The 20,117-nt window shown below is 65.9% G+C and carries 16 protein-coding genes; 3 read left to right on the forward strand and 13 right to left on the reverse strand.

The window, feature by feature from the left end; translation table 11 throughout:
• Positions 1-15: 15 nt before the first annotated feature.
• Complete coding sequence (gene tpiA, locus BLT81_RS04215; RefSeq protein ID WP_019194580.1) at positions 16-798, forward strand: triose-phosphate isomerase; 783 nt, start codon at positions 16-18, stop codon at positions 796-798.
• 71 nt (positions 799-869) lie between these two features.
• On the forward strand, positions 870-1,106 hold the full coding sequence (gene secG, locus BLT81_RS04220) for a preprotein translocase subunit SecG (protein ID WP_019194581.1): 237 nt from the start codon (positions 870-872) through the stop codon (positions 1,104-1,106).
• 704 nt (positions 1,107-1,810) lie between these two features.
• Here secG and metK read toward each other — a convergent pair.
• The 6 genes from metK to BLT81_RS04250 form a co-directional block, all read right to left on the reverse strand.
• Positions 1,811-2,998 carry a methionine adenosyltransferase gene (gene metK / locus BLT81_RS04225; RefSeq protein WP_019194582.1) on the reverse strand — a complete coding sequence of 396 codons (1,188 nt, stop codon included), beginning with the start codon at positions 2,996-2,998 and terminating at the stop codon, positions 1,811-1,813.
• 81 nt (positions 2,999-3,079) lie between these two features.
• On the reverse strand, positions 3,080-4,528 hold the full coding sequence (locus BLT81_RS04230; RefSeq protein WP_019194583.1) for an MFS transporter: 1,449 nt from the start codon (positions 4,526-4,528) through the stop codon (positions 3,080-3,082).
• Positions 4,525-5,088, reverse strand: a complete 564-nt coding sequence (locus BLT81_RS04235) for a GNAT family N-acetyltransferase (RefSeq protein WP_019194584.1) — start codon at positions 5,086-5,088, stop codon at positions 4,525-4,527. The genes BLT81_RS04230 and BLT81_RS04235 overlap by 4 nt, the downstream gene beginning before the upstream one ends.
• On the reverse strand, positions 5,088-8,120 hold the full coding sequence (locus BLT81_RS04240) for an amidohydrolase family protein (RefSeq protein WP_019194585.1): 3,033 nt from the start codon (positions 8,118-8,120) through the stop codon (positions 5,088-5,090). Before BLT81_RS04240 ends, BLT81_RS04235 begins: the two co-directional genes overlap by 1 nt.
• Entirely contained in the window at positions 8,120-10,432 is a 2,313-nt protein-coding gene (locus BLT81_RS04245) for a HemK family protein methyltransferase (RefSeq protein WP_019194586.1), read from the reverse strand. The genes BLT81_RS04240 and BLT81_RS04245 overlap by 1 nt, the downstream gene beginning before the upstream one ends.
• An 18-nt stretch (positions 10,433-10,450) precedes the next feature.
• The gene (locus BLT81_RS04250; protein WP_051011515.1) at positions 10,451-11,077 is read right to left on the reverse strand and encodes an aminotransferase class I/II-fold pyridoxal phosphate-dependent enzyme; all 627 of its coding nucleotides are present in this window, start codon (positions 11,075-11,077) and stop codon (positions 10,451-10,453) included.
• A 129-nt stretch (positions 11,078-11,206) separates the two neighbouring features.
• Here BLT81_RS04250 and BLT81_RS04255 point away from each other — a divergent pair, with 129 nt between their 5' ends.
• Positions 11,207-12,445 carry an IS256 family transposase gene (locus BLT81_RS04255; RefSeq protein WP_083337246.1) on the forward strand — a complete coding sequence of 413 codons (1,239 nt, stop codon included), beginning with the start codon at positions 11,207-11,209 and terminating at the stop codon, positions 12,443-12,445.
• Positions 12,446-12,498: 53 nt separating this feature from the next.
• Here the strand turns inward: BLT81_RS04255 and BLT81_RS04260 are convergent, their stop codons facing one another.
• From BLT81_RS04260 to BLT81_RS04290, 7 genes are all read right to left on the reverse strand, one after another.
• Positions 12,499-13,149, reverse strand: a complete 651-nt coding sequence (locus BLT81_RS04260; RefSeq protein ID WP_083337248.1) for a PLP-dependent aminotransferase family protein — start codon at positions 13,147-13,149, stop codon at positions 12,499-12,501.
• Positions 13,130-14,143: a 2-dehydropantoate 2-reductase N-terminal domain-containing protein gene (locus tag BLT81_RS04265; RefSeq protein WP_019194587.1), complete on the reverse strand. Its 1,014-nt coding sequence runs from the start codon at positions 14,141-14,143 to the stop codon at positions 13,130-13,132. Before BLT81_RS04265 ends, BLT81_RS04260 begins: the two co-directional genes overlap by 20 nt.
• Complete coding sequence (pabB, locus tag BLT81_RS04270; protein ID WP_019194588.1) at positions 14,140-16,221, reverse strand: aminodeoxychorismate synthase component I; 2,082 nt, start codon at positions 16,219-16,221, stop codon at positions 14,140-14,142. The genes BLT81_RS04265 and pabB overlap by 4 nt, the downstream gene beginning before the upstream one ends.
• A 7-nt stretch (positions 16,222-16,228) precedes the next feature.
• The gene (locus BLT81_RS04275; RefSeq protein ID WP_019194589.1) at positions 16,229-16,561 is read right to left on the reverse strand and encodes a chorismate mutase family protein; all 333 of its coding nucleotides are present in this window, start codon (positions 16,559-16,561) and stop codon (positions 16,229-16,231) included.
• A gap of 297 nt (positions 16,562-16,858) precedes the next feature.
• On the reverse strand, positions 16,859-17,851 hold the full coding sequence (locus tag BLT81_RS04280) for a helix-turn-helix domain-containing protein (RefSeq protein WP_019194590.1): 993 nt from the start codon (positions 17,849-17,851) through the stop codon (positions 16,859-16,861).
• A 590-nt stretch (positions 17,852-18,441) separates the two neighbouring features.
• Positions 18,442-19,173, reverse strand: a complete 732-nt coding sequence (gene pgl, locus BLT81_RS04285) for a 6-phosphogluconolactonase (RefSeq protein WP_019194591.1) — start codon at positions 19,171-19,173, stop codon at positions 18,442-18,444.
• A gap of 10 nt (positions 19,174-19,183) precedes the next feature.
• Positions 19,184-20,116, reverse strand: a complete 933-nt coding sequence (locus BLT81_RS04290; RefSeq protein ID WP_019194592.1) for a glucose-6-phosphate dehydrogenase assembly protein OpcA — start codon at positions 20,114-20,116, stop codon at positions 19,184-19,186.
• Position 20,117 lies beyond the last annotated feature (1 nt).

A 20,117-nucleotide genomic window follows, 5' to 3' on the forward strand; every position in this document is an offset into this window, starting at 1 on the left:
AAGAAAGGTAGAGCCATGAGCCGTACGCCGCTGATCGCCGGCAACTGGAAGATGAACCACGACCACTTGGAAGCCATCGCGACGGCCCAGCGCCTCGCCTTTGCCTTCCCGAAGGAGGGCTACGAAAGCGTCGACATCGCGCTGCTCGTGCCGTTCACTGACCTGCGTTCGGTGCAATCCCTTGTCGAGGGCGACAAGCTGCAGTTCACCTTCGGCGCCCAGGACGTCTCCGCGCACAATAACGGCGCGTACACCGGCGAGATCTCGGCGGCGATGCTGGAGAAACTGGGGTGCCGGTGGGTCGTCGTGGGGCACTCGGAGCGCCGCGAGCACCATGCCGAGGACAATAAGCTCGTCGCAGCGAAGGCGAAAAAGGCGCTGGATCACGGCATCAGCCCGATCGTGTGCGTCGGCGAGCCCCTCGACGTGCGCGACGCCGGGGACCACGTTGATTACGTGGTGTCGCAGACGCGCGAGTCGCTGGCCGGGCTGAGTGCCGAGGAGCTGTCGCGCACCGTCGTCGCCTACGAGCCCGTCTGGGCGATCGGCACCGGCAAGGTCGCCTCCGCCGAGGACGCCCAGGAAGTGTGCCACGCCATCCGCGGCCTCATCGCCGAGCTAGCGGGCGAGGATGTAGCGTCCGAGGCGCGCGTGCTCTACGGGGGCTCGGTGAAGACCGACACGATCGGCGAGATCGTCGCCCAGCCGGACGTCGACGGCGGGCTTGTCGGCGGGGCCTCGCTCGACGGGCAGGAGTTCGCACGCTTGGCCGCCGCCGCGGCAAACGCGGTGCGTTAACGCGCCCCGCCACCGCGGTGGTGTACGATAGGCGGGGTTACATTCCCAAGGAAAGTGGAGAGAAGCACCGCATGGTTCTGGCCCTAGAGATCGTCCTGGTCATCGCGTCGGTCCTGATGACCATTTTCGTCCTTCTGCACAAGGGCAAGGGCGGCGGCCTGTCCAGCCTCTTCGGCGGCGGCGTGCAGTCCAACCTGTCCGGTTCGACCATCGTGGAGAAGAACTTGGACCGCTACACGGTGGTCATCGCTCTCATTTGGGTCATCTGCATCGTTGGCCTGAACGTCGCGCAGTCCTTCGCCCTGTAGGACTCACAGCGTGAAGGTTGTGGGCCCGTAGGGTGAAACGCTCCCCATTCGCTGGACTGAGGAATCGGGTACCGGCTAGTGGGGAGCATTTTTCGTTGTGAGCACGGTTCTCTCATTCGGCATCAGTGCGAGCAGGGTCGGACTCTCGCGCGGGGCGCAGAAGTGGAGATGACGCGTGAAAACCGAAGGTGCTCACGGAGGGGGGGCGCTGCGCCGCCGGGAAGCGGAAAACGCGTACCCAAGAATGTTGCGGGACGTGAAGAATCATGGACGCGCCTAGATAGCCAGGCGAGCGCCATCCCCATGTCGCGGCACCGCCCGGAGGACCGCGTGGACGCGGCGGGCACGCCCCCAGTCGACATGCTCCTACCACGAGAAACGGCTCCACGAACCGGACTAGGACGCTGCCCTTAAAGAAGCAATCCAGGAAAGCGTCGAGTGCGACAAGCATCTCTACGCCCACCGGCGAATCCTGCGGTGACTTGCGGAAACAGGGCCGAGTGGTCAACCCCGAGCCCGTCTTCCACCTCATGCGCGAAACGGGTCTTCGGGCCAAGATCCGCCGCAGCGCTGAGCCATAGTGCTAGCAGCAAGCGTGAGCGCAGGCGGCGGGCGGTGGCGGCGCCGATGCCTCCCTCGCGCCGGTGATGACGACGGTGCGTCCGTCGAATCGCTTCATGACATCTCCTTCGGTGGTCGTTCGCCTACAGGACGGCGATGCGCAGGTCGTCGGCGCGGTCGGTGCGCTCCCAGGTGAACTCGGGAAGCTCCCGGCCGAAGTGCCCGTAGGCGGAGGTCTGGGCGTAGATCGGGCGCAGCAACTCAAGATCGCGGATGATGGCTCCGGGGCGTAGGTCGAAGACCTCCCGGACAGCACGCGCGATCGCCTGGTCCTCGACGGTGCCGGTCCCGAACATTTCGACGTAGAGGCCGACGGGGTTGGCTTTGCCGATGGCGTAGGCGACCTGGACCTCGGCGCGTTCGGCGAGGTCTGCGGCGACGATGTTCTTCGCCACCCATCGCATCGCGTATGCTGCGGACCGGTCGACCTTGGACGGGTCCTTCCCGCTGAAGGCGCCGCCGCCGTGCCGTGCTGCGCCCCCGTAGGTGTCGATGATGATCTTGCGTCCGGTCAACCCTGCGTCGGCCTTCGGGCCACCCATGACGAAGCTGCCGGAGGGATTCACAAGCAATTTCATGCCCGAGAGGTCCAGCCCGGTCTCCTCGACGACGGGGCGGATGACGGCATCGTCGAGAGCGTCACGAAGCTGGTCCTGCGTCATGTCGGGGTGATGTTGGGTGGAGACGACGACGGTGTCGACGGCGCGGGGCGTAGCCCTGTCGTAGCCGAGCGTGACCTGGGTCTTGCCGTCAGGTCGCAGGAACGGCAACTGGCCTGACTTTGGCGCTGTCGTGAGACGCTCGGCCAATCGGTGGGCAGTCCGGATCGCTAGAGGCATCAGCTCGGGGGTCTCGTTCGTGGCGTAGCCGAACATGAGGCCATGGTCTCCTGCACCCTGCTGGTCGTGGAGATGGGAGGCCGTGCCGTTGCGGGATTCTTCGGAGCTGCTGACGCCGTCGCCGATCTCGGGAGACTGTTCCCCGATCGACACGGTCACGCCACAGGGGTCGCCGTCGAAACCCATCTCGCTGGAGGTATAGCCGATGCCGTTGATGACGCGGCGGGCGATGGCGGCGATGTCGGCGTATCCGCTGGTGCGGATTTCCCGGGCGACATGGACCAAACCGGTAGTGACGAGCGTTTCCACGGCGGTGCGGGAGTGGGCGTCTTGAGTGATGAGTGTGTCAAGGATGTTGTCGCTGATCTGGTCGCAAATCTTGTCGGGGCGGCCGTCGGTCACCGCTTCCGACGTGAAAAGTCGTAGCGTCATGGTTTGTCCTTCTTCTCAGGCGGTATCGCGGTCGGGGGGTGGGGAGCCCCGAGTGTGGTGCTCCTCACCGCTCGTGATCGCTTAGTGGGGTGCGGCGTTCAGCGTGGGCGTCTTGCGCAGGAGCACGGCCAGTCCAGCCAGGGCGGCGGCGCACGCTCCGATGACGATCAGGAGCACGGCGCGGTAACCGTCGGTGCCGGATGTCGAGAGCGCGGTGATGGTGGTGTAGATGCTGCCGAGCACGGTCACCGAGAGGAGGCTGCCGAATTCGTAGGAGACTTCCTCGACGGCGGAGGCCATGCCTGCGCGTTCGGGGGCGACGTTGGTGATGATCGTCGAGGACGCGACGGTGATCAGCACGCCGATGCCTGTGCCGGCGACGAACAGGCTCAGTCCCAGCCAGGTGATGTGGGCGTTGAGGGTGAGTGTGGCCAGGCCGTATCCGAGACCGGCCAGGACGGCCGCGACCAGCAGCAGCGCTCGTGGCCCGATGCGGGTCAGGAGCGAACCGCTGGCCAGGGAGGTGATCGTCGCGCCGACGGCGATGCAGCCTACGAGCAGCCCGGCCTGGAGGGGCGTGTACCCGGCGGTGGTCTGGAAATAGAGCGAGGTCACTGCCCCGATGCCGGCAAAGACGAAGGTGCTTAGCCCGGCGGCGAGGACACCGGCGGACACGGCGGCGTTGCGGAAGATCGTGAAGTCCAGCAGCGGCGTGTCCAGTCGGCGCTGTCGGGTCACGAACAGCGCGAAGCCGACCAGGGCGGCGACCAGCGAGATCCCGGTGATCGTCGCGGACGGCGAGGTGGAGGCGATTTCCTTGATCGCGGCGACGAGCCCTGTCAGGCCCATGAGCGCCCAGATGGAGGAGACCAGGTCCCACGGGACGGCTGATTCTTCGGCGGCTTTCGGGGCGAAGATCGCGGTGAGGATGAACGTCACGATCACGATCGGCACGTTGATCAGGAACACCGACCCCCACCAGAACCACTCGAGCAGGAGCCCGCCGACGAGGGGCCCGAAAGCGATTCCACCGATCGACACGCTCGACCAGACTGCGATGGCGATGTTGCGTTCGCGTTCGTCGTCAAAGGTGATGCGGATGATCGCCAGGGTTGCCGGGAGCATGAGGGCTGCGCCGATGGCGAGCAGGGCGCGGGAGAAGATGAGGATGCCCGGTGTCGGTGAGAACGCCGCGATGAGCGAGGCCAGCCCGAACAGGGCGATCCCGAGGAGGAACACTGGCTTGTGGCCGTAGCGGTCTCCGAGGGTGCCGGTGCCCAGGAGCAGGCCGGTCATGACCAGCGGGTACATGTTGATGATCCACAGGGACTCGCTGGTGCTCGCCCCCAGAGCGTCCTCGAGCACGGGGACGGCGATGTAGAGGATCGAGGTGTCAATCGTGGCCAGCAGGAGGCCGAGGGAAACGGCGGTGAGGACGATCCATCGGCCTCGCTGGGTGCGGGTATCCGCGGGAGCGGGGGTGCCGGCGTCGAAGGTTCCGGGTCGGGTGTTGCCGTTGTCGTGAGTCATCCGGTGTGCTTTCTTTGGTCCCATTCCTTCTTGAGCATGGCGAAGGTGAACTCGTCACCCCATTCGCCCTTGAAGATCTCCAGCTCGCGGAAGTGAGCTTCCTTGCGCAGCCCGAGTCGTTCCATGAGCCGGGCGGAGGCGTCGTTTCTCGGGTCGCATCGCCCGATGATGCGGTGCAGGTTCAGGGTCTCGAATCCCAGTCGGAGCATTTCGACGGCCGCTTCCGAGGCGAGTCCTTTGCCCTGGTATTCGGGGTGGAAGACATATCCGAACTCGCCCTGGGAGTTGTCCCGGCTCAGCAGCGTCAGCAGCACGTAGCCGATGACGGTGCCGTTATAGTCGACGGCCAGCAGGAGGGTGTCCCCGTCGTTTTCGAGTTTGGTCTGGGTCACCCGCTTGGCCAGTTCGTCGGCGTTGTCCGCGCGCGTGCGGGGCTCGTTGAAGAGGTACCTCGCGACGTCGTCGCGGGATTCGAAGTCGAACATGTCGTCTTCGTCTGCGGGTGTGAATGGTCTGATGATCAGGCGGGAGGTAGTGATGGGCTGATCGAGGTGGAACATTACTTTCTCCTTCTGCAGCACGTGTGTGCGGTCATGGTCAGTGCGACGCTGCCGGTGGCGTCCGACGGGTCGCGGTAGGGGTCGAGCAGGTCCGAGATTCGGTGCCGGTGGCCGTCGACGAACACGTCGCGAATCCTGGCGGTATCGGCGATATCGGCCAGGGGGTCGCCGTCAATGATGAGCATGTCGGCATGTGCCCCGACGGTGAGTTGTCCGAGGAGTTCGCTGGCTCCGAGGGCTTTGGCCGCGTTGACCGTTCCGGTCCGCAGTGCGTCCACCGGGGTGAAGCCGTGGCGGACGAGGGCCCGGAGATTGGTGTGAATGCTGACGCCGAGGTCGTCCAAGGGGGCATCGGTACCGAGCACCACGAGGCCGCCGGCTTCGTTCACCGACCGCAACAGGTCCACGTCGCCGCGGGTCCATGCCAGGTTGATGGGGTCGGGGTCCGTGGCAGCTTGATCGGCCTTGTCCTGGAGGCGGCGGTAGTCCCACCAGGGGTAGAGCACCCGGGTGCGTTCATCGTCAACGAGGTCGCGGGAGTCGGCGTGGACTTCCGCTGCGAACAGCAGAGTCGATGACACCCAGAAGTCTCCGCCCGAGAGCAGGGACACGGTGTCGGCCGCGGTGAGTCCTTTCGCGGCGCTGAGGGTGCGGGAATAGCCGAGCCGGTTCCCGCCGCCGGTGTGCTCCATGCCGTGCAGACCCGAGGCGACTGCGGGGTAGACGTAGTGGGAGATCACGGGAATCCCATGGGCGGCGAGCCCGTCGACGAGTCGGCGCTCGAGGGTGACGGGGAGGCGCTGGTAGGACTTCACGCAGCTGTAGCCGAGGGCGAGGATGCGTTCGATCTCCCGGTCGACCTGCTCAGCCGAAGTCACGCACCGCATGAACCCGAACGAGCACCGGTTGCCGTCGAGAGGCTCGCCGTTGTTGAGGAACCGCGGACCGATGCCGGTGCCGGCGTGGGTGGCTTCGCGTGTCTCGCGTGCTTCGTAGGCGAGGTCGCCGGCCGAGCGGCTGGTGGTCACCCCGTAGGCCAGCCAGAGGCGGCCTTGCCGGTTTCCCCAGGCCCGGCCTCGCATGTGCCAGTGGTTGTGCATGTCGATCAGCCCCGGGATCAGCGTGTACGGCGAGGCGTCGAGATCTGCCATCCGGGACTCGTCGGCAGGCCGGATATTGGTGATCGTGCCGTCCTCAATCGTGACGTCGACGTTGCGCTGGTAGTCCTCGTCCACCCCGTTCCAGAGTCGTCCGGCGCGCAGCGTGAACCGCTCGGGTCGTGCCTGCCGGGTGTAATCGAGGGACGGCCGTACGTCGGCAGAGGCGGTGAGCAGATGGAACGTGCCCAAAGACAGGAACGCGACCTCTCCCGATGCGGAGCTGGTGACCCCGTCGGCGATCGCGTCGGAGGCGACGGTGGCCTCGGCGGTGGTCCGTCCGGACTGGTCGACTGGGACGCGGTGCAGCCTGCTTTCGCAGACCGCGTAGAGAGCGGTGCCATCGGCAGCCCAGACGGGGCCGTCGTGGTTGCGTGTCGCGATCGACAGACCCGGTGAGAATGGTTGGGTGAACGTCTCACCGCTGGCGAGGTCGAGGACGAGCATCTCGTTGAGGCCGCTGTCCGAGCGTGGCGAGGCCGGCTGGTGCACGGCCATCGCGATCTTCTGAGAGTCAGGCGACCACGTCGCCTTTCCCGGTGTCTCGTGCCCGGTCAGCAGTTCGGTGACCGTGCCGGAGGCGAGCTCGAGCCGATGCGTGCCGCCGGCTTCATCGTGGAACACCACCGACGCGCCGTCCGGTGACACCGATGGTAGGAGCGCACCGTTCTTCTCGAATGTCAGCTGCGTGTCCGTGCCGTCGGCAAGGACGTGGCGCCACAAGTTGACGATTCCTTTGCGGTCGCTGGTGTAGATGATCGCGGCCCCGTCGGGTTCCCAGGTGGGATCGGCGTTGAAGTAGCCGTCGTCTACGACCACGCTGGTGTCGCCGGAGGCATCGGTCAGCCATAAGGCGTTGAGCGCGCGGAAACAGATCCGGTCACCGTCCGGGGACAGCGCCGCCCCGGTCAGCCCGAGTGCGGGACCATGCGCCTCCAGATCCAGGCGCGGCTTGATCGCCGCAGGGGCGGCCGCCGCCGACAGAGCGACCTCGAACGGCACGGCAGACGTGCTTGTTCCATTGAGCGTGCGCCAGCGGATCTCCCCGCTGGTGGAATACATGAACTCCGTGTCCGATAGCCACGCCGCCGGCAGCGGTGCGGGCTCTTCGTCCTCGGGGTCAGTGAGGCGTTGCCCGTCGTGTTCGAGCCACGCCTGCGGGGTGTGCGAGACGACGTAGATCAACTTGCCCGATGGCGAGTACGACAGTCCCCGGATGGTATGGCCCTCCTCGACCGTGCGCAGTGTTTTCGTGCTGCCGGTCGTGATGTGGAGCTGTTCGATGTGAGTGTCGTCGGCGACATAGACGATGTGCTTGCCGTCGGGATGCCACCGCGGTGAGTGGTAGGACCGTTGGTCGTCGGTCCCGATGAGGACATGCCGGTCTCCGCCTCGCACGCCGATACGACACACGGCACTGGTGCCTCCGGCGTCGGAGATGAACACGATGTCCTTGCCGTGGGGCGAGACGTGCGGGTCCTGGTCGTCCTCGGTACCCGCGGTCAGACGGGTGACGGCGCCGGTGTGCAGGTCGAGGGCGCACAGATCGTAGGTGCCGTGCCGGAATGACTGGAACACGACGGTGCGCCCGTTCGGGGTCAGGCTCGGCCAGGTGGCGTCTTCGACATCGTCGGTGAGGCGGCACGCTTGCCCGCCTCCGGCGGGCAAGCGCCACAGCACATTGCCAACGTCGATGATCGTGACGTCGCTGCCGGGATGCGTGCTCAGCGTGATGTTCGTGGCCGTGCTGACGGTGGTGCCCGCCCCGCCGGCGTGCGCGCGGGGTGCGAAGGTGCCGGGTTCGAGCAGGGCGGCGGTGGCCGCGACGGCGACGCCGCCCTGGACGAATCCTCGTCGGCTGTTGAGTGCGTCCATCAACTCTCCTTGACCGCGAGGATGAATCGCGGAAGTTTGTCATGGTCCCGGTGACTGGTGATCTGCCCGAAGCCGACGTCGGTGAGGATCGTGAGGATCTCGTCGAGGGCTGCGTCGTAGTGCTCGAGGGCGAACGTGCCTCCCGGTCGCAGGGGCCGGTGCGCGGTGCGTGCCACGAGACGGGTGAGGTCGAGGCCGTCCGCGCCCGAGTACAGCGCCGTCTTGGGCTGGTAGACCGCCCATTCGCTGGGTATGTGCAGGTCCGTGGGCACATAGGGCGGGTTCGCGGTGACGAGATCCGTCGTGCCGGTCAGGTCATCGGCGAAGCTCTCGTTGCCTATGTCGGCCTGGAGGAACTCGACCCGTCCGGCATCGACGCTCTCCAGACGGTCGGCGTTCTCTTGGGCGCATGCCACGGCGGATTCGGCCACGTCGGCTCCGATCACGCGTGCCTGGGGCAGCCGGGTCGCGACCGCCAGGGCGATGGCTCCGGTGCCGGTGCACAGATCGACGACCGTCGGCGTGGGCGTGGAGAGGTTCTCGATCGCGGCGGTCACCATGGCCTCGGAGTGCACTCGGGGGATGAACACGCCCGGGCGGACGGTGAGATCGAGTCCGAGAACGTGGACGCGCCCGGTCAGGTACTCCAGGGGCTCCCGGTTGCTGCGCCTCGCCACGAGGTTAAGGAACTGCTCGCGTTCGGCCGTATCCGGTGCCGTTGTGTCGTCGGTGGTGCCGAAGGTGTGCTCGGCCAGCACCTGGGCGTCGGCGGCGGGGGTGGGAACGTTCGCCGTGTGCAGCTGCCGCGTCGCGTTCCGGGTGAGTTCTGCCCGGGTGGGGGCCGGTGCCCGATCCGGTGCGCCGAACTTCTCGCGGGTGGCGTCGTAGTAGTCGCGCAGCCACTGCACCATTTGCGGGTGCAGGCGTGAGGAGGCGACCAGTTCGGGCGGTGGCGTGAAGTCGTCGTCGATCTGATCGGCCCAGTTCTGGTAGATCGGCTGGAGGTCGGCTTCGAGGTATTCCTGCCAGTCGGTGGGGATCGTCCAATGGTGCTCGTAGCCGGTGGCGAGCATGTGCTGGACGGTGGTGTCGATGATGCGGGGCCGGCCGCCGGCCCGCCGGACCGGGGCACGTTCGGGGGTGAACAGCGACAGGTCCGCTTCGCCGCTGCCACCGGTGAGGCGGTCGGCGAATTCCTGGGCGATCAGCGGCGACAGGAACAGGCCGTCGCGGTAGGTGCCGGTGGTCATCCACAGACCCTGGACCGGGGTCTCGCCCAGCAGGGGGAACCCGTCGAGGGAGACAGGCCGGTTGCCAACGTTGATGCGCCGCACACTGCTCGACCAGAGGTTCCGTCGGATCTGACGGTGTGCGCATCCGAGGACGAACTCCAGATCGCGCAGGACGGGTTCGGTCATTACGGACGGGTTAATGATGTTGGTCGCGCCGACGTAGACCTGCCCCAGGCCTCGCGGGACGACATGGAGGCCGCAAGCGAACGCGCGGTTCGGGGTCCGGATCACGGATTGGGGCTGGGTGCCGTCATGGGTGGTCATCACTGCGGAGACCCCGTAGCCGGCGACTAGGCGCGGGATGGTGGCGCCGAGCCCGGGGACGGAGTCGATGAGCGCCTGGGAGCCCACACCGGCGGCGAGCACGACCTGGCCAGCTTCGATCACGTCCCCGTTGTCCAGGACCACGGCGCGGATGCAGCCTTGATCTTCGCGCAGGCTCACGGCCCGTTCGTGGATGAGGGTGCAGCCGCGGGCGGCGGCGGCGCCTTCGAGGCGTGCCAGGAGACGGCCGGAGTCGACGGCGTGCTCGCTGGGGATGTGGATCGCTTCGAGCGGACGGGAGTTCGGGTCGGCGTCGACCCAGCCGATGTCGTCGACGTCGACGGTGTCGAAGGGCTCCTTGTTCTCCTGCAGGGTCTTCTGGATGGCGGAGAAGTTCTCGGTGTCGATCTCGCGGGTACCGACGGTGTTGAGGATGACCGTGGTGCCCGAGGCGGTGAACAGGTCGGTGCCATCCAGGGGTGAGTGGTCGGAGATCTTCTCGACCCAGTCGGGCCAGAGCTCTTTGGCTTTCAGGTCGAGGGCGAACTTCGTCCGTCCTGGATCGTCGCTGATGAGGTCGGCGGTGACCTCACCGAAGCAGCCGAGCATGGCACCGGCGGCGGTCGATGCCGCGTACTGCCGGTTCTCGGGGCCGATCAGCGCGACGGTGAGGCCGCGGTCGGCGAGTTCGACGGCGAGGGAGCTGCCGATGGCTCCGTTTCCGACGACGATGGCGTCGAATGTCTGTGTGGTCATGGGGGCTCTCCTGGTGAGTTAGGGGGTGTCGGTGACAAGGGCGGCGAGGTGGTCGATCTGGGCCGGGGTGTGCCGTGCCGACAGCGCGAATCTCAGCAGCCCGGTGCCGTGGGCGACGATCGGGTAGAACACGGGGAAGCAGAGAACGCCGGCGTCCTTCAACGCGATGCCGGCCTCGAGGGTGGCCTGTTCGCTGTCGAAGGTGACGCCCCGGATCGGAGACCGTGAGCCGGCGTTGACGCCCTGGTGGCCGGTGGCGTTGTCGAAGTGGGCGACGTTGTCCCACAAGGTGGCCTGGAGCTTCTCGACCGACCCGTCCAGGTGCATACGCGCGGATTCGGCGTTGACGGCGGTGTGGGGTGCCATGTTGGCGTGTCCGAATACGAGGGGGTTGGCCTCGCGGCGGATGACCGTGGCGTCGGCGTCGGTGTCGACGAGGGCGAATCCGCCGGAGCCGCCGAAGGCCTTGGAGAGTGACCCGACGAGGAGGACTTCGCCGATGATGTTCCCGGACAGGGCGGTGTAGGCGTATCCCGTTCCGAGGCGCCCGTTGATCGAGATGCCGTGCGCGTCGTCGATGTAGACGTAACCACCGTGTTCCGCGGCCAGGCGTGCCAGGGTGGCAACGTCGATGAGGCCTCCCATCGATCCCAGGTTGCGTCCGCTAGCGTGGTGTACCTGTGACTGTCGGTGAGGGACCTCATGAACGTGTGAGGCGGCCACCGCAGTACCTTTCGAATCAATTCCAACATCTCCTCGAAAGGAACCAACGCGATGACCGCTGGACCCAATCATATCGACCCGACCGCCTACCTTGATGAGCTGCTCGCCCAAGCATCCCCGGATCTGATGCGTCAGATGCTGCAGGACTTCATCAACCAGATCCTCTCCACCCAAGCAGACAGCATCTGCGGGGCCGACTACGCCACAGTCAGCGACACCCGCACCAACCACCGAAACGGCTACCGCCACCGCGACCTGGACACACGCGTGGGCACCATCGACGTGAGAATCCCGAAACTTCGCCACGGATCATTCTTCCCCGACTGGTTGTTGGAGCGCCGCTCACGAGCAGAACGCGCCCTGGCCACCGTCGTAGCCACCTGCTACCTCAAGGGGGTCTCCACCCGCCGCATGAACGACCTTGTCGCCACCCTCGGGATCACCAACCTGTCGAAGTCACAGGTGTCTACCATGGCCAAAGAACTCGACGTGATGGTCGAAGACTTCCGCACCCGCCCGTTGGACACCGGCCCCTACCTCTATGTTTCCTGCGACGCGCTGACGATGAAGGTGCGTGAAGGCGGGCGCGTCGTCAAAACCAGCGTGCTGCTGGCCACCGGGGTTAACGCCGACGGGTACCGGGAGTTGCTTGGTATGCAGGTCGCCACCGCCGAATCGGCCGCGTCGTGGACCGGGTTCTTCCGCGACCTGAAAGCCCGGGGCCTGGATCAGGTGTACCTGGTCACCAGCGACGCCCACCTAGGCATCCAAGCCGCTGTGGGTGACTGCCTACCCAACGCATCCTGGCAGCGGTGCCGCACCCATTTCGCGAAGAATCTGTCATCGATGGTGCCGAAAACCCAGTGGCCGACATTGTCGGCGATGTTTCACACGATCTTCCAACAACCCGACGCCCAGGCCGTGTGGGACCAGGCCCGAGACGTCATTGAGTTTTGCCAGCAGAAGTTCCCCCATGTGGCGGATTACCTGGAGGAATCCTTGGACGACCTGCTGGCGTTTACGAACGCGCCGAAAGCGGTGTGGACGAAGGTGTGGTCAAACAACCCCACTGAAAGGCTCAACCGGGAGATCAGACGTCGCACCGACGTCGTGGGGATCTTCCCCAACCGCGACGCCGTCGTGCGTCTGGTCGGGGCGGTACTCGCCGAGCAACACGATGATTGGATCCAGCAGAAACGCTACATGTCGCTAACCAGCCTGGAACAGACCAAGACGATGATGACAGCCACCGTCATTGATGCCGGCGAATCCACTCAGGAGGTTGCATGAGCCCACGCCAGCACCGAGCTCGTGACGGCCCCTGACACCGTCATCCTGCTTGTTCATATCGGAAGGCAGATACACCACCACCGTGGACTTGACCTCGATCCCACGCCGTCAACGAGAATGATTGGGCTGCGGGAAGCGTTCTTCGCTTCCACCAGCAAGGGTTCCAGAGTGCTCAGATCCGTGCTGTCGAAGCGGTTGGTCGGCCCGATCTGGTCGAGGATGCCGCGCAGGCTCTGCATCGACGCGTGCGCGGTGCGGTCGAAGAGGAACTCCGGGCCGCTGCTGGCGATCGGGTAGCTCGGAAGCAACCCGGTGCCCAGCAGCGGCAGTACGCCCAGGTGCACGCTGCTGACGGAGTTGAACACGATGGCACGGGATCCGCCGTACATCGTCGTCAGCGCTTCCTCGAGGTCGTCGAGGTCGGTGGTGTGCATGCTGTTGCGCGAGGCCGATAGGTGTACTCCGACCTTCCGGATGGAGTTCTGGGCAGCGTGGACCAGGCGTGGGTGGGATTCGAGTCCGAGGTAGGAGCAGGAGACGAACTCGGTGTAGGTCTTGCCGTCGTCGAGGATGACGCCGTCTGACGTGCGCTCGCGCACGCTGTGGTTTGTGATTCCCGCCTGGGCTGCCTGGTCGTACATGTCGGTCGTCCAGGCGGAGCGTCGTTCGTAGACGTTCTTCCGGTTAGTGGTCGTCGTGGACATCGGGATCCTCCTTCGAAGATGGTGTGGCCGGGGTCTGGTCATCGGAGGCCGCCGGCCGCGGCGCGGTCGTGTCGATGGTGTGGCCGAGGGCGGTCTTAGCGAGGTCGGTGAGCGAGGCGAGGCGGGTGCTGAACCAGGACTGGTTCTCCGCCAGGGACTGGGCGAACGATGCCGGCGAGTCCTGTGCGAGGTCGTCGTCGAGTCGAGCCAGTGCGTTGGCCAGAATGTCGCGCGCCGGCGGCTGGCCGAGGGCTGCGCCTTGGATGTCCCAGTAGGTCTCGGGTGAGCCCGATGCCACGCGTGCGGCTAGGGCCATCAGCAGGCGGGTCGGTGGGGGCGCGAACTCCAGGCAGCGGTCGACGTCGGCGACGATGTGCGGCAGGCTGGCCGCGAACGCCAGGAGCGCACTGTGCGTGAGGGCTTGAACGGCGACGAGCTCGTTGTCGTGCTCGCGCGCACTCAGAAAGACCACCCGGGCGCCGGCGTCCTCGATGCAGGACACGACGTCGGTGACTGTGGGATGCGTGACGGGGGCGACGACGGCTATGCGATTGCCGCGGGGTCCGAGCCCGGGATGGAACAGCGGGTTGATGCTCAGCATCGCGTGCTCCGGTACCGCCGCTGCCAGGTGGGCACGGAGGCGGTCCTTGCGGGAGAGCGTCTCGACGATGAGTGCGTCAGCGGGCAGGAGCGGGGCGAGTGCTTCCAGTGTCTCGAGGGCGGACTCCTCGGGCACAGCGAGGACGACCAGCGAGCAGGATGTTAGTGCCGCAGCGGTGGCCGGAGTCGGCTGGCGGGCGTCGACCTCGAGATACTGCTCCAGAGTGCTGAGGGCTTCGGCGCCGTCGAAACTGACACGCGGTCGCGTGTCGAGGGCGTGAATGTGCCAGCCGTGTGGGGCGAGGATGCTCGCGATCATCTGGCCGACGGGCCCGAAACCGACGATGACGGCTTGTTTCGACCGCGATGAGGGCGGGGTGGGTGTCGTGCTCATGCGTTGGTGACTTTCGATTCGAGGGCGGTGAGCAGGGCGCAGGCTTTCACGAGGGTTTCCTCGAATTCGTCAAGGGGGTCCGATTGGGCGACGATCGCTCCGCCGACGCCGAACGTGGTGGAGGTGTGATCGGAGACGAGGGTGCGGATGGTGATGCTCAGGTCGGCTGCGCCGCTGAGGGAGAACCAGCCGATGGCTCCGGAGTAGAAGCCGCGTGCTCGGTGTTCGAGGCTGCTGATGATCTCCATCGTGCGGATCTTGGGTGCGCCGGTCATGGAGCCGCCGGGGAAGGTGGCCTGCACGCAGTCCACGGCGGTTAGCTCCGGCCGCAGAGTGCCGGTGATGGTGCTGACGAGCTGGTGGACGTGGGAGAAGGTCTCGACGGTGAAGATGTCGTCGGCGCGGACGCTGCCGACTGTGCAGACGCGGTTGAGGTCGTTGCGGAGCAGGTCGACGATCATCAGGTTTTCGGCGCGGTCTTTCCCGTTGGTGGATAGGTCTTTGCGCAGTTCCTGGTCATCACCCGGGGTGGTTCCCCGGGGGCGGGTGCCTTTGATGGGTTTCGCTTCGACCTGGTGGTCGACGCCGACGCGGAGGAATCGTTCGGGTGAGGCGCTGAGGATGGCGAGGTCCCCGAGTCGCAGGAAGGCGCCGAACGGTACCGGGCTCGTCTGCCGTAGCGCGCGGTAGGCGGCATACGCATCGGCGATCGGTCCGGCTTCGGCCATGTTCGTCAGGCAGATCTCATAGGATTCGCCGTCGCGGATCTTTTCCAGGCACGTCTGGATGCTCGCCAGGTAGGAGGCACGGTTCTGGTCGAGCTCGAACTCGAGCGCGGTCGGCTCCCTCAGGATCGGGACGTTCGCGGCCTCCGACTGGCGGTCGTCAGCATTAGCGACGGCTTCACGGGCAGTGGCAGATGTCTGTGACAGCCAGTCAGCGGCGGCCGTCCGCGTGGTTGGTTGGCTATCGTCGACGAGGGTGAGCAGGTAGGTGTAGCACTCGCGATGGTCGATGACGATGGCGCGGTCGGCGAAGATCAGTGCCGCATCCGGGTGGGGTGAGCGATGGGCGGGTGTTCCGACGGTCTCGTCTTTGAGCTCGTAGCCGAGAGCGCCGACGTAGCCGAGGTTGAAGTCGAAGGGAAGCTCTTCGACGGCAGGGACTGCGCGCTGGTGTAGCTGGGCTCGGAGGTAGGTATAGAAGTCCTGGTTGATGGTTCGTTCACCGTCGTTGCCGCGAACGCGCCACTGTCTGGCGGTGACGTCGTACTGCAGGGTCTCGGCGAGCGGTCCGGTGGCATCGCCCATGATGGTCAGGCGTTTGGAGACCGGATCCATGGTCGAGCTATCGAGCCAGAAGCTGGTCTCACGAGCAGAGTAGAGGCTTTCGAACAGGCGTTGCGCGTCGGGTTCGCCGTTGATTCGCTGCCATTCCACGCGCAGACGCCGGTGGTGCTGGGGATGCCGGACGAGGGCGAGGTGATCGGTCGTGGGGGTTCGTGGGTGCGTGTGCACGAGAGTCTGGAAGTTCATCAGCATCGCTTCGCCCCACTCGGTCAGCGCCGACTCGGGGTGGAATTGGATGCCCCAGTACGGTCGGGTCTTGTGCCGGACCGCCATGACTACGCCGTCCGGGGTCCACGCGGTCGGTTCGACGTCGGCGGGCAGGTCGGTGACTGCCAGCGAGTGGTAGCACACCGCTCGGAACCCTTGGGGCACGCCTTGGAAGAGGTCGGTGTCGTAGTGGTGCACGCTCGTGACCCTGCCGTGCATGGGCTCGGGCGCCAGATCGACGGTCGCGCCCGAGGCGAATGAGAGTGCCTGATGGCCGAGGCATACGCCCAGCACGGGCAACCGGTTCTGGTCGAAAGCTTGCTGCGAGATTCCCAGGTCCCCGGACCGTTGGGGGCGGCCCGGGCCGGGTGAGACGATGATGCCGTCGAAGTCGTCGAGGGAGATGTCGGCCCAGTTGGCGTCGTTGGTGATGACGACTGGTTCAGTTCCGAACACGCGGTGGGCGAGATCGCGGAGGTTGTAGGTGAACGAGTCGAAGTTGTCGATCAGGAGGGTTTTCATCGGGGTGCTACCTCGACGCAGCGCTGTCGCTGGGCGCGGGAGCCTCATCGATGATGAGGTCTTCGACGCGGCAGGTCTCGGTGATGATCACCTCGTAGAGGCTGCGCAGGAACTCCGTGCTGATGCCGTGCTCCTGGCCGAAGGCTTCGGCTCTCTGGTGGACGACATCCACCCGGCCTGGCTGCATCATGGGGATGTCATGCTCTCGTTTGAGCTGTGCGATACTCACGCAGCACTCGATGCGACGACGCAGGATGTCCAGGAGCTGCGCGTCGAGCGCGTCCAGTTCATCGCGTCGGTCGCCGAGAATGACGTCCGGGTCTGTCGCTTTGGTGTCCATGGTGTGCTCCTGCCGTGTCAGAGGTCTCGCGGCGGGATCGGGCAGGGTCTGCCGCGGTCCTTGTGCCGCTTGTTCCTTACTCTACGAACGGCGGGGAGCCTTCGGCTTGTCATCATGTGCCAGGGACTTGACATCAGGAGTACTGCGCTCATTGAGCATGCAGGCACCGGTCCTTATCGGGCGATCATGATCAGTTCACGACCGACCTCGTTGCAATCATCGTGCTTCATGAGCATGTGATGTTGAGGACCGGATAGGTGTGATTCCTCTCGAAAGGAATGGCACGGGCCTGATGGATCAATCCTCTGAGAGGAAGGTTGTCCGGTAGTCGCGGGGTGGCATTTCGAAACGCGCGCGGAATGCTCGGGAGAAGGCGCTGGGGTCGGGGAAGCCCCAGTTCGCGCCGATCTTGCTTACGGGTATGTGCCGATAGGCGGGATCGATCAGTTGCCGGCTCGCGCTGTCAAGCCGGCGGTTGCGTATCCATTCGCCCAGCGTGGCGTCCTCTTTCTCGAACAGGCGGTGGAGGTAGCGCAGGGAGATGTGATGCGCATCGGCGACGAGTTGCACGGTCAGGTCTGAACGGGAGAGGTTCTTCTCGACGAACCGGTAGATTGACTCCAGAAGCCCGGCTGTATATGTTTCCGGCGGCCGTTCTGTGCTGCCTTGCGCTTCCAGAAGCGCGACCGAGAGCACATCGATGAAGGCGCTGGATAGACGGGCGGAGGACGCGGCGCTGAGCCATCCAGTCTCTAGGTTGGAGGCGATGCCGACCACTATGGACGACAAGAGCTGTCCTGTGCCGGTTTGTCCATCGATGTGGAGGGCGGTGATGTCGCGCAGATGCGGTACCTTCTCGACGAGGAGGCTTCGGGGCATGGACGCGGTGACGGCGCGAGCTGAGGAATCCGGTGGGCAGTACAGGGTCGACGGGATGGAATCGTCGAGTACGCTAAAGTCTCCCGGGCGCTCGATCGTCGACTCCCTGTCGTTCTGGGTGAGCCCGATTTTCCCTCCGCCGAGGTGCAGCTGGAGAAGGAAGTCGTCAGTCTCCTCTTGGCGGACGTGCCGGGAAGTGCGAGTGATCTCGTAGCCGCTGCTGGCCTGGTACTCCGCGAGCGAGAAGGTCACCGGTCCGAGGTGGCCGGTGACCATGCGTCCGTAGGACGTCTCGTCGGTGTTGCTCACGCGGACTGCACAGCGGGCGAAGGACCCGGTGACAACGTCCTGCCAGTACTCGATCCGGCGGTAGAAGGCCACGTCGTCCGTGCTGAAGCTCTCGACCTGCACGTCTGGACCTCCTCTTCGACATGACTACAAGATCACAAAGCCAGTCATCTCATCGTATCCGACGGCACCGCTCCCGGGCGGTGACGTCGTTGCATCTCACACGTCTTCTATCGCCTAAGAGTTCCGCAATACATCTGCCTATCTAGTGACGGCAGACGCCGATACTGATTGCGCCCGCTTGCGGCGTAGAAGCATTGGGGGTGTCCCCCGACCGAAAAAGCGGATCCCTACCACCTATCCGGAAAACCCCTACCAACTACGCGGATTGCCCCTACCAACTACACGGAAACGGCAGCCAACGCCACCGAGTTCAGGGTGGGTACTGATGGATCTGTTCGACTGCTCGATCGCCGACAGTGTTGACCGTTGACCGCCGGTTCTTTGGCTAAAGCGATTGCGGCTTGCACGCCTGAACCCGGGCGGATGCAATCAAGGTGCACTCATCCCGGCGCGGTGTCCCGCCAAGGAGGTCACGAAAAACCCCCTTCCAGCAGCCCAACCAAGCCATCGACGAGCGCATCGTGCGGCACAACACCGAACGCATTCGACAACGACCCAAGGCGGCCCGGGCCCTTGTCGAGTTCGCAGCGCTACTGCCTGGGTAGGCAACCGGCGGCGTCCGCGGCGACGTGCAGCACGGTCTCCGCGCGCCCGGCGGCGCCCGCGGCGGGCCAGTCGAGCGGGTCGGCGCCGGCAGCGACGTGCCCGGCCGCTTCGGCCTTTTCCGAACCGGCGACGAGCAGCCACACGCGCTCGGCGCGTCGGACGGCAGGAAGGGTGAGGCTGGCGCGCTGCGGCGGGGGCTTCGGGGAATCCGTGACGGCCACCACGAGCGCGTCGCGTTCACGGACGGCGGCGGAGTGGGGGAAGAGGGAGTTGATGTGCCCTTCCCCGCCCATGCCGAGCAGGTGCAGGTCGAATCCTTGCGGCGCGTACTCGGCGAGGACCCGCTCGTAGCGCGAAACGGCGGGGCCCATTGCGGATCCGTCCAGCCCGTAGCCGTGGATGTGGGTCTCGGGGATAGCGGCGCGGTCAAGGAGCGCCTCGCGGGCCTGGCCCTCGTTGGAGCCCGGGTGGGTCGGGGAGACGTTGCGCTCGTCGCCGAAGAAGACGTGGACGCGGGACCAGTCGATGTCGCGGGTGGTCAGTTCTTTCAGCAGGCCGATACCTGCGCCGCCACCCGTGAGGACGAGCCGGGCGACGCCGTCGCCGCTTACGCCGCCGTCTGGGCGGGAGTGGATGTCGCGAAGGAGATCGGTGAGGCGGGTGGCGGTGGCGTCGATAAGCGATGCGAGATCCGCGTGGCGGCAAACGGTGACCATAGGTGCTCCTTTAGGGGGCAGTGACGTGGACGAGCCCGCCGAGTGCGCGGGCGTAGGCGGTGTCGGGGTCAAGGTGGCGAAGCTCCTCGGCCAGGCACTCCGCGTCGGTGCGCGCAGTCATGGCCACGTACGAGTCGGGCAAGCCGGGAGAGGAGATGCGCACGCTGCGCTCGTCGACGACTGTGACTGCAATGACGCCGTCCTCGCGCGTGATCTGCAACTCGGTGATGGGTACGTTGCGGATAATCGCGGAGGGTTCCTCGGCGGGAAGGCGCACGACCTCGACGTCGAGGCAGCTTGCGAGCCAGCCCGCGGCGATGTCCACGCTTGGGTTGTCCGCCGCGCCGACAATGCGCACCGCGGTGATGGACGCGGTGGGGTTGCGGTCGAGCGCCGAGGCGACGATGCCGCGCCACAGCGTGATCCGCGACCAGATCATGTCCGAGTCTCCCGGCGTGTAGCCGCTGGAGAGCTTAAGCAGCGTGTTGCCGGAGACCTCGCGGCGTGTGTTGGTGATGCGCCGCTGTGCGAAGACGCCGAGGGGGGACTCTGCCGGCCGCGTCGGCGCAGAGGTGGGCCACCAGGCCACGATGGGGGTGTCGGGGAGGAGCAAGGGCGTGACCACCGCGTCGAGGTGGGACACGAGCTCGCCGCGCAGGTGCATAACCACCATCTCGGAGGCGCCCTCCTCAGCGGTGAGCACGATGTCCGCGTCGAGTGAGGTCGGAGCCGAGGCGCTGCCCCGGATCACCACGAGGACGCGGGCGGGGTGGACCCGGGTGGCCTCGCGGATGGACAGCAGGATGGAGTCGAGGTCGTCGTCCACGCTGGCTTCGACGAGGAGGGTGAGCACGCGGCCGGTGGCGAGGGAATAAAGCTCCTGGCCGTGGACGAGGGACGCGGCGATCTCGGCCGTCGAGGTGTTGGTCAAGGTGATGTGCACG

The organism is Corynebacterium timonense (assembly GCF_900105305.1).
GTDB classification, from domain to species: Bacteria; Actinomycetota; Actinomycetes; order Mycobacteriales; family Mycobacteriaceae; genus Corynebacterium; species Corynebacterium timonense.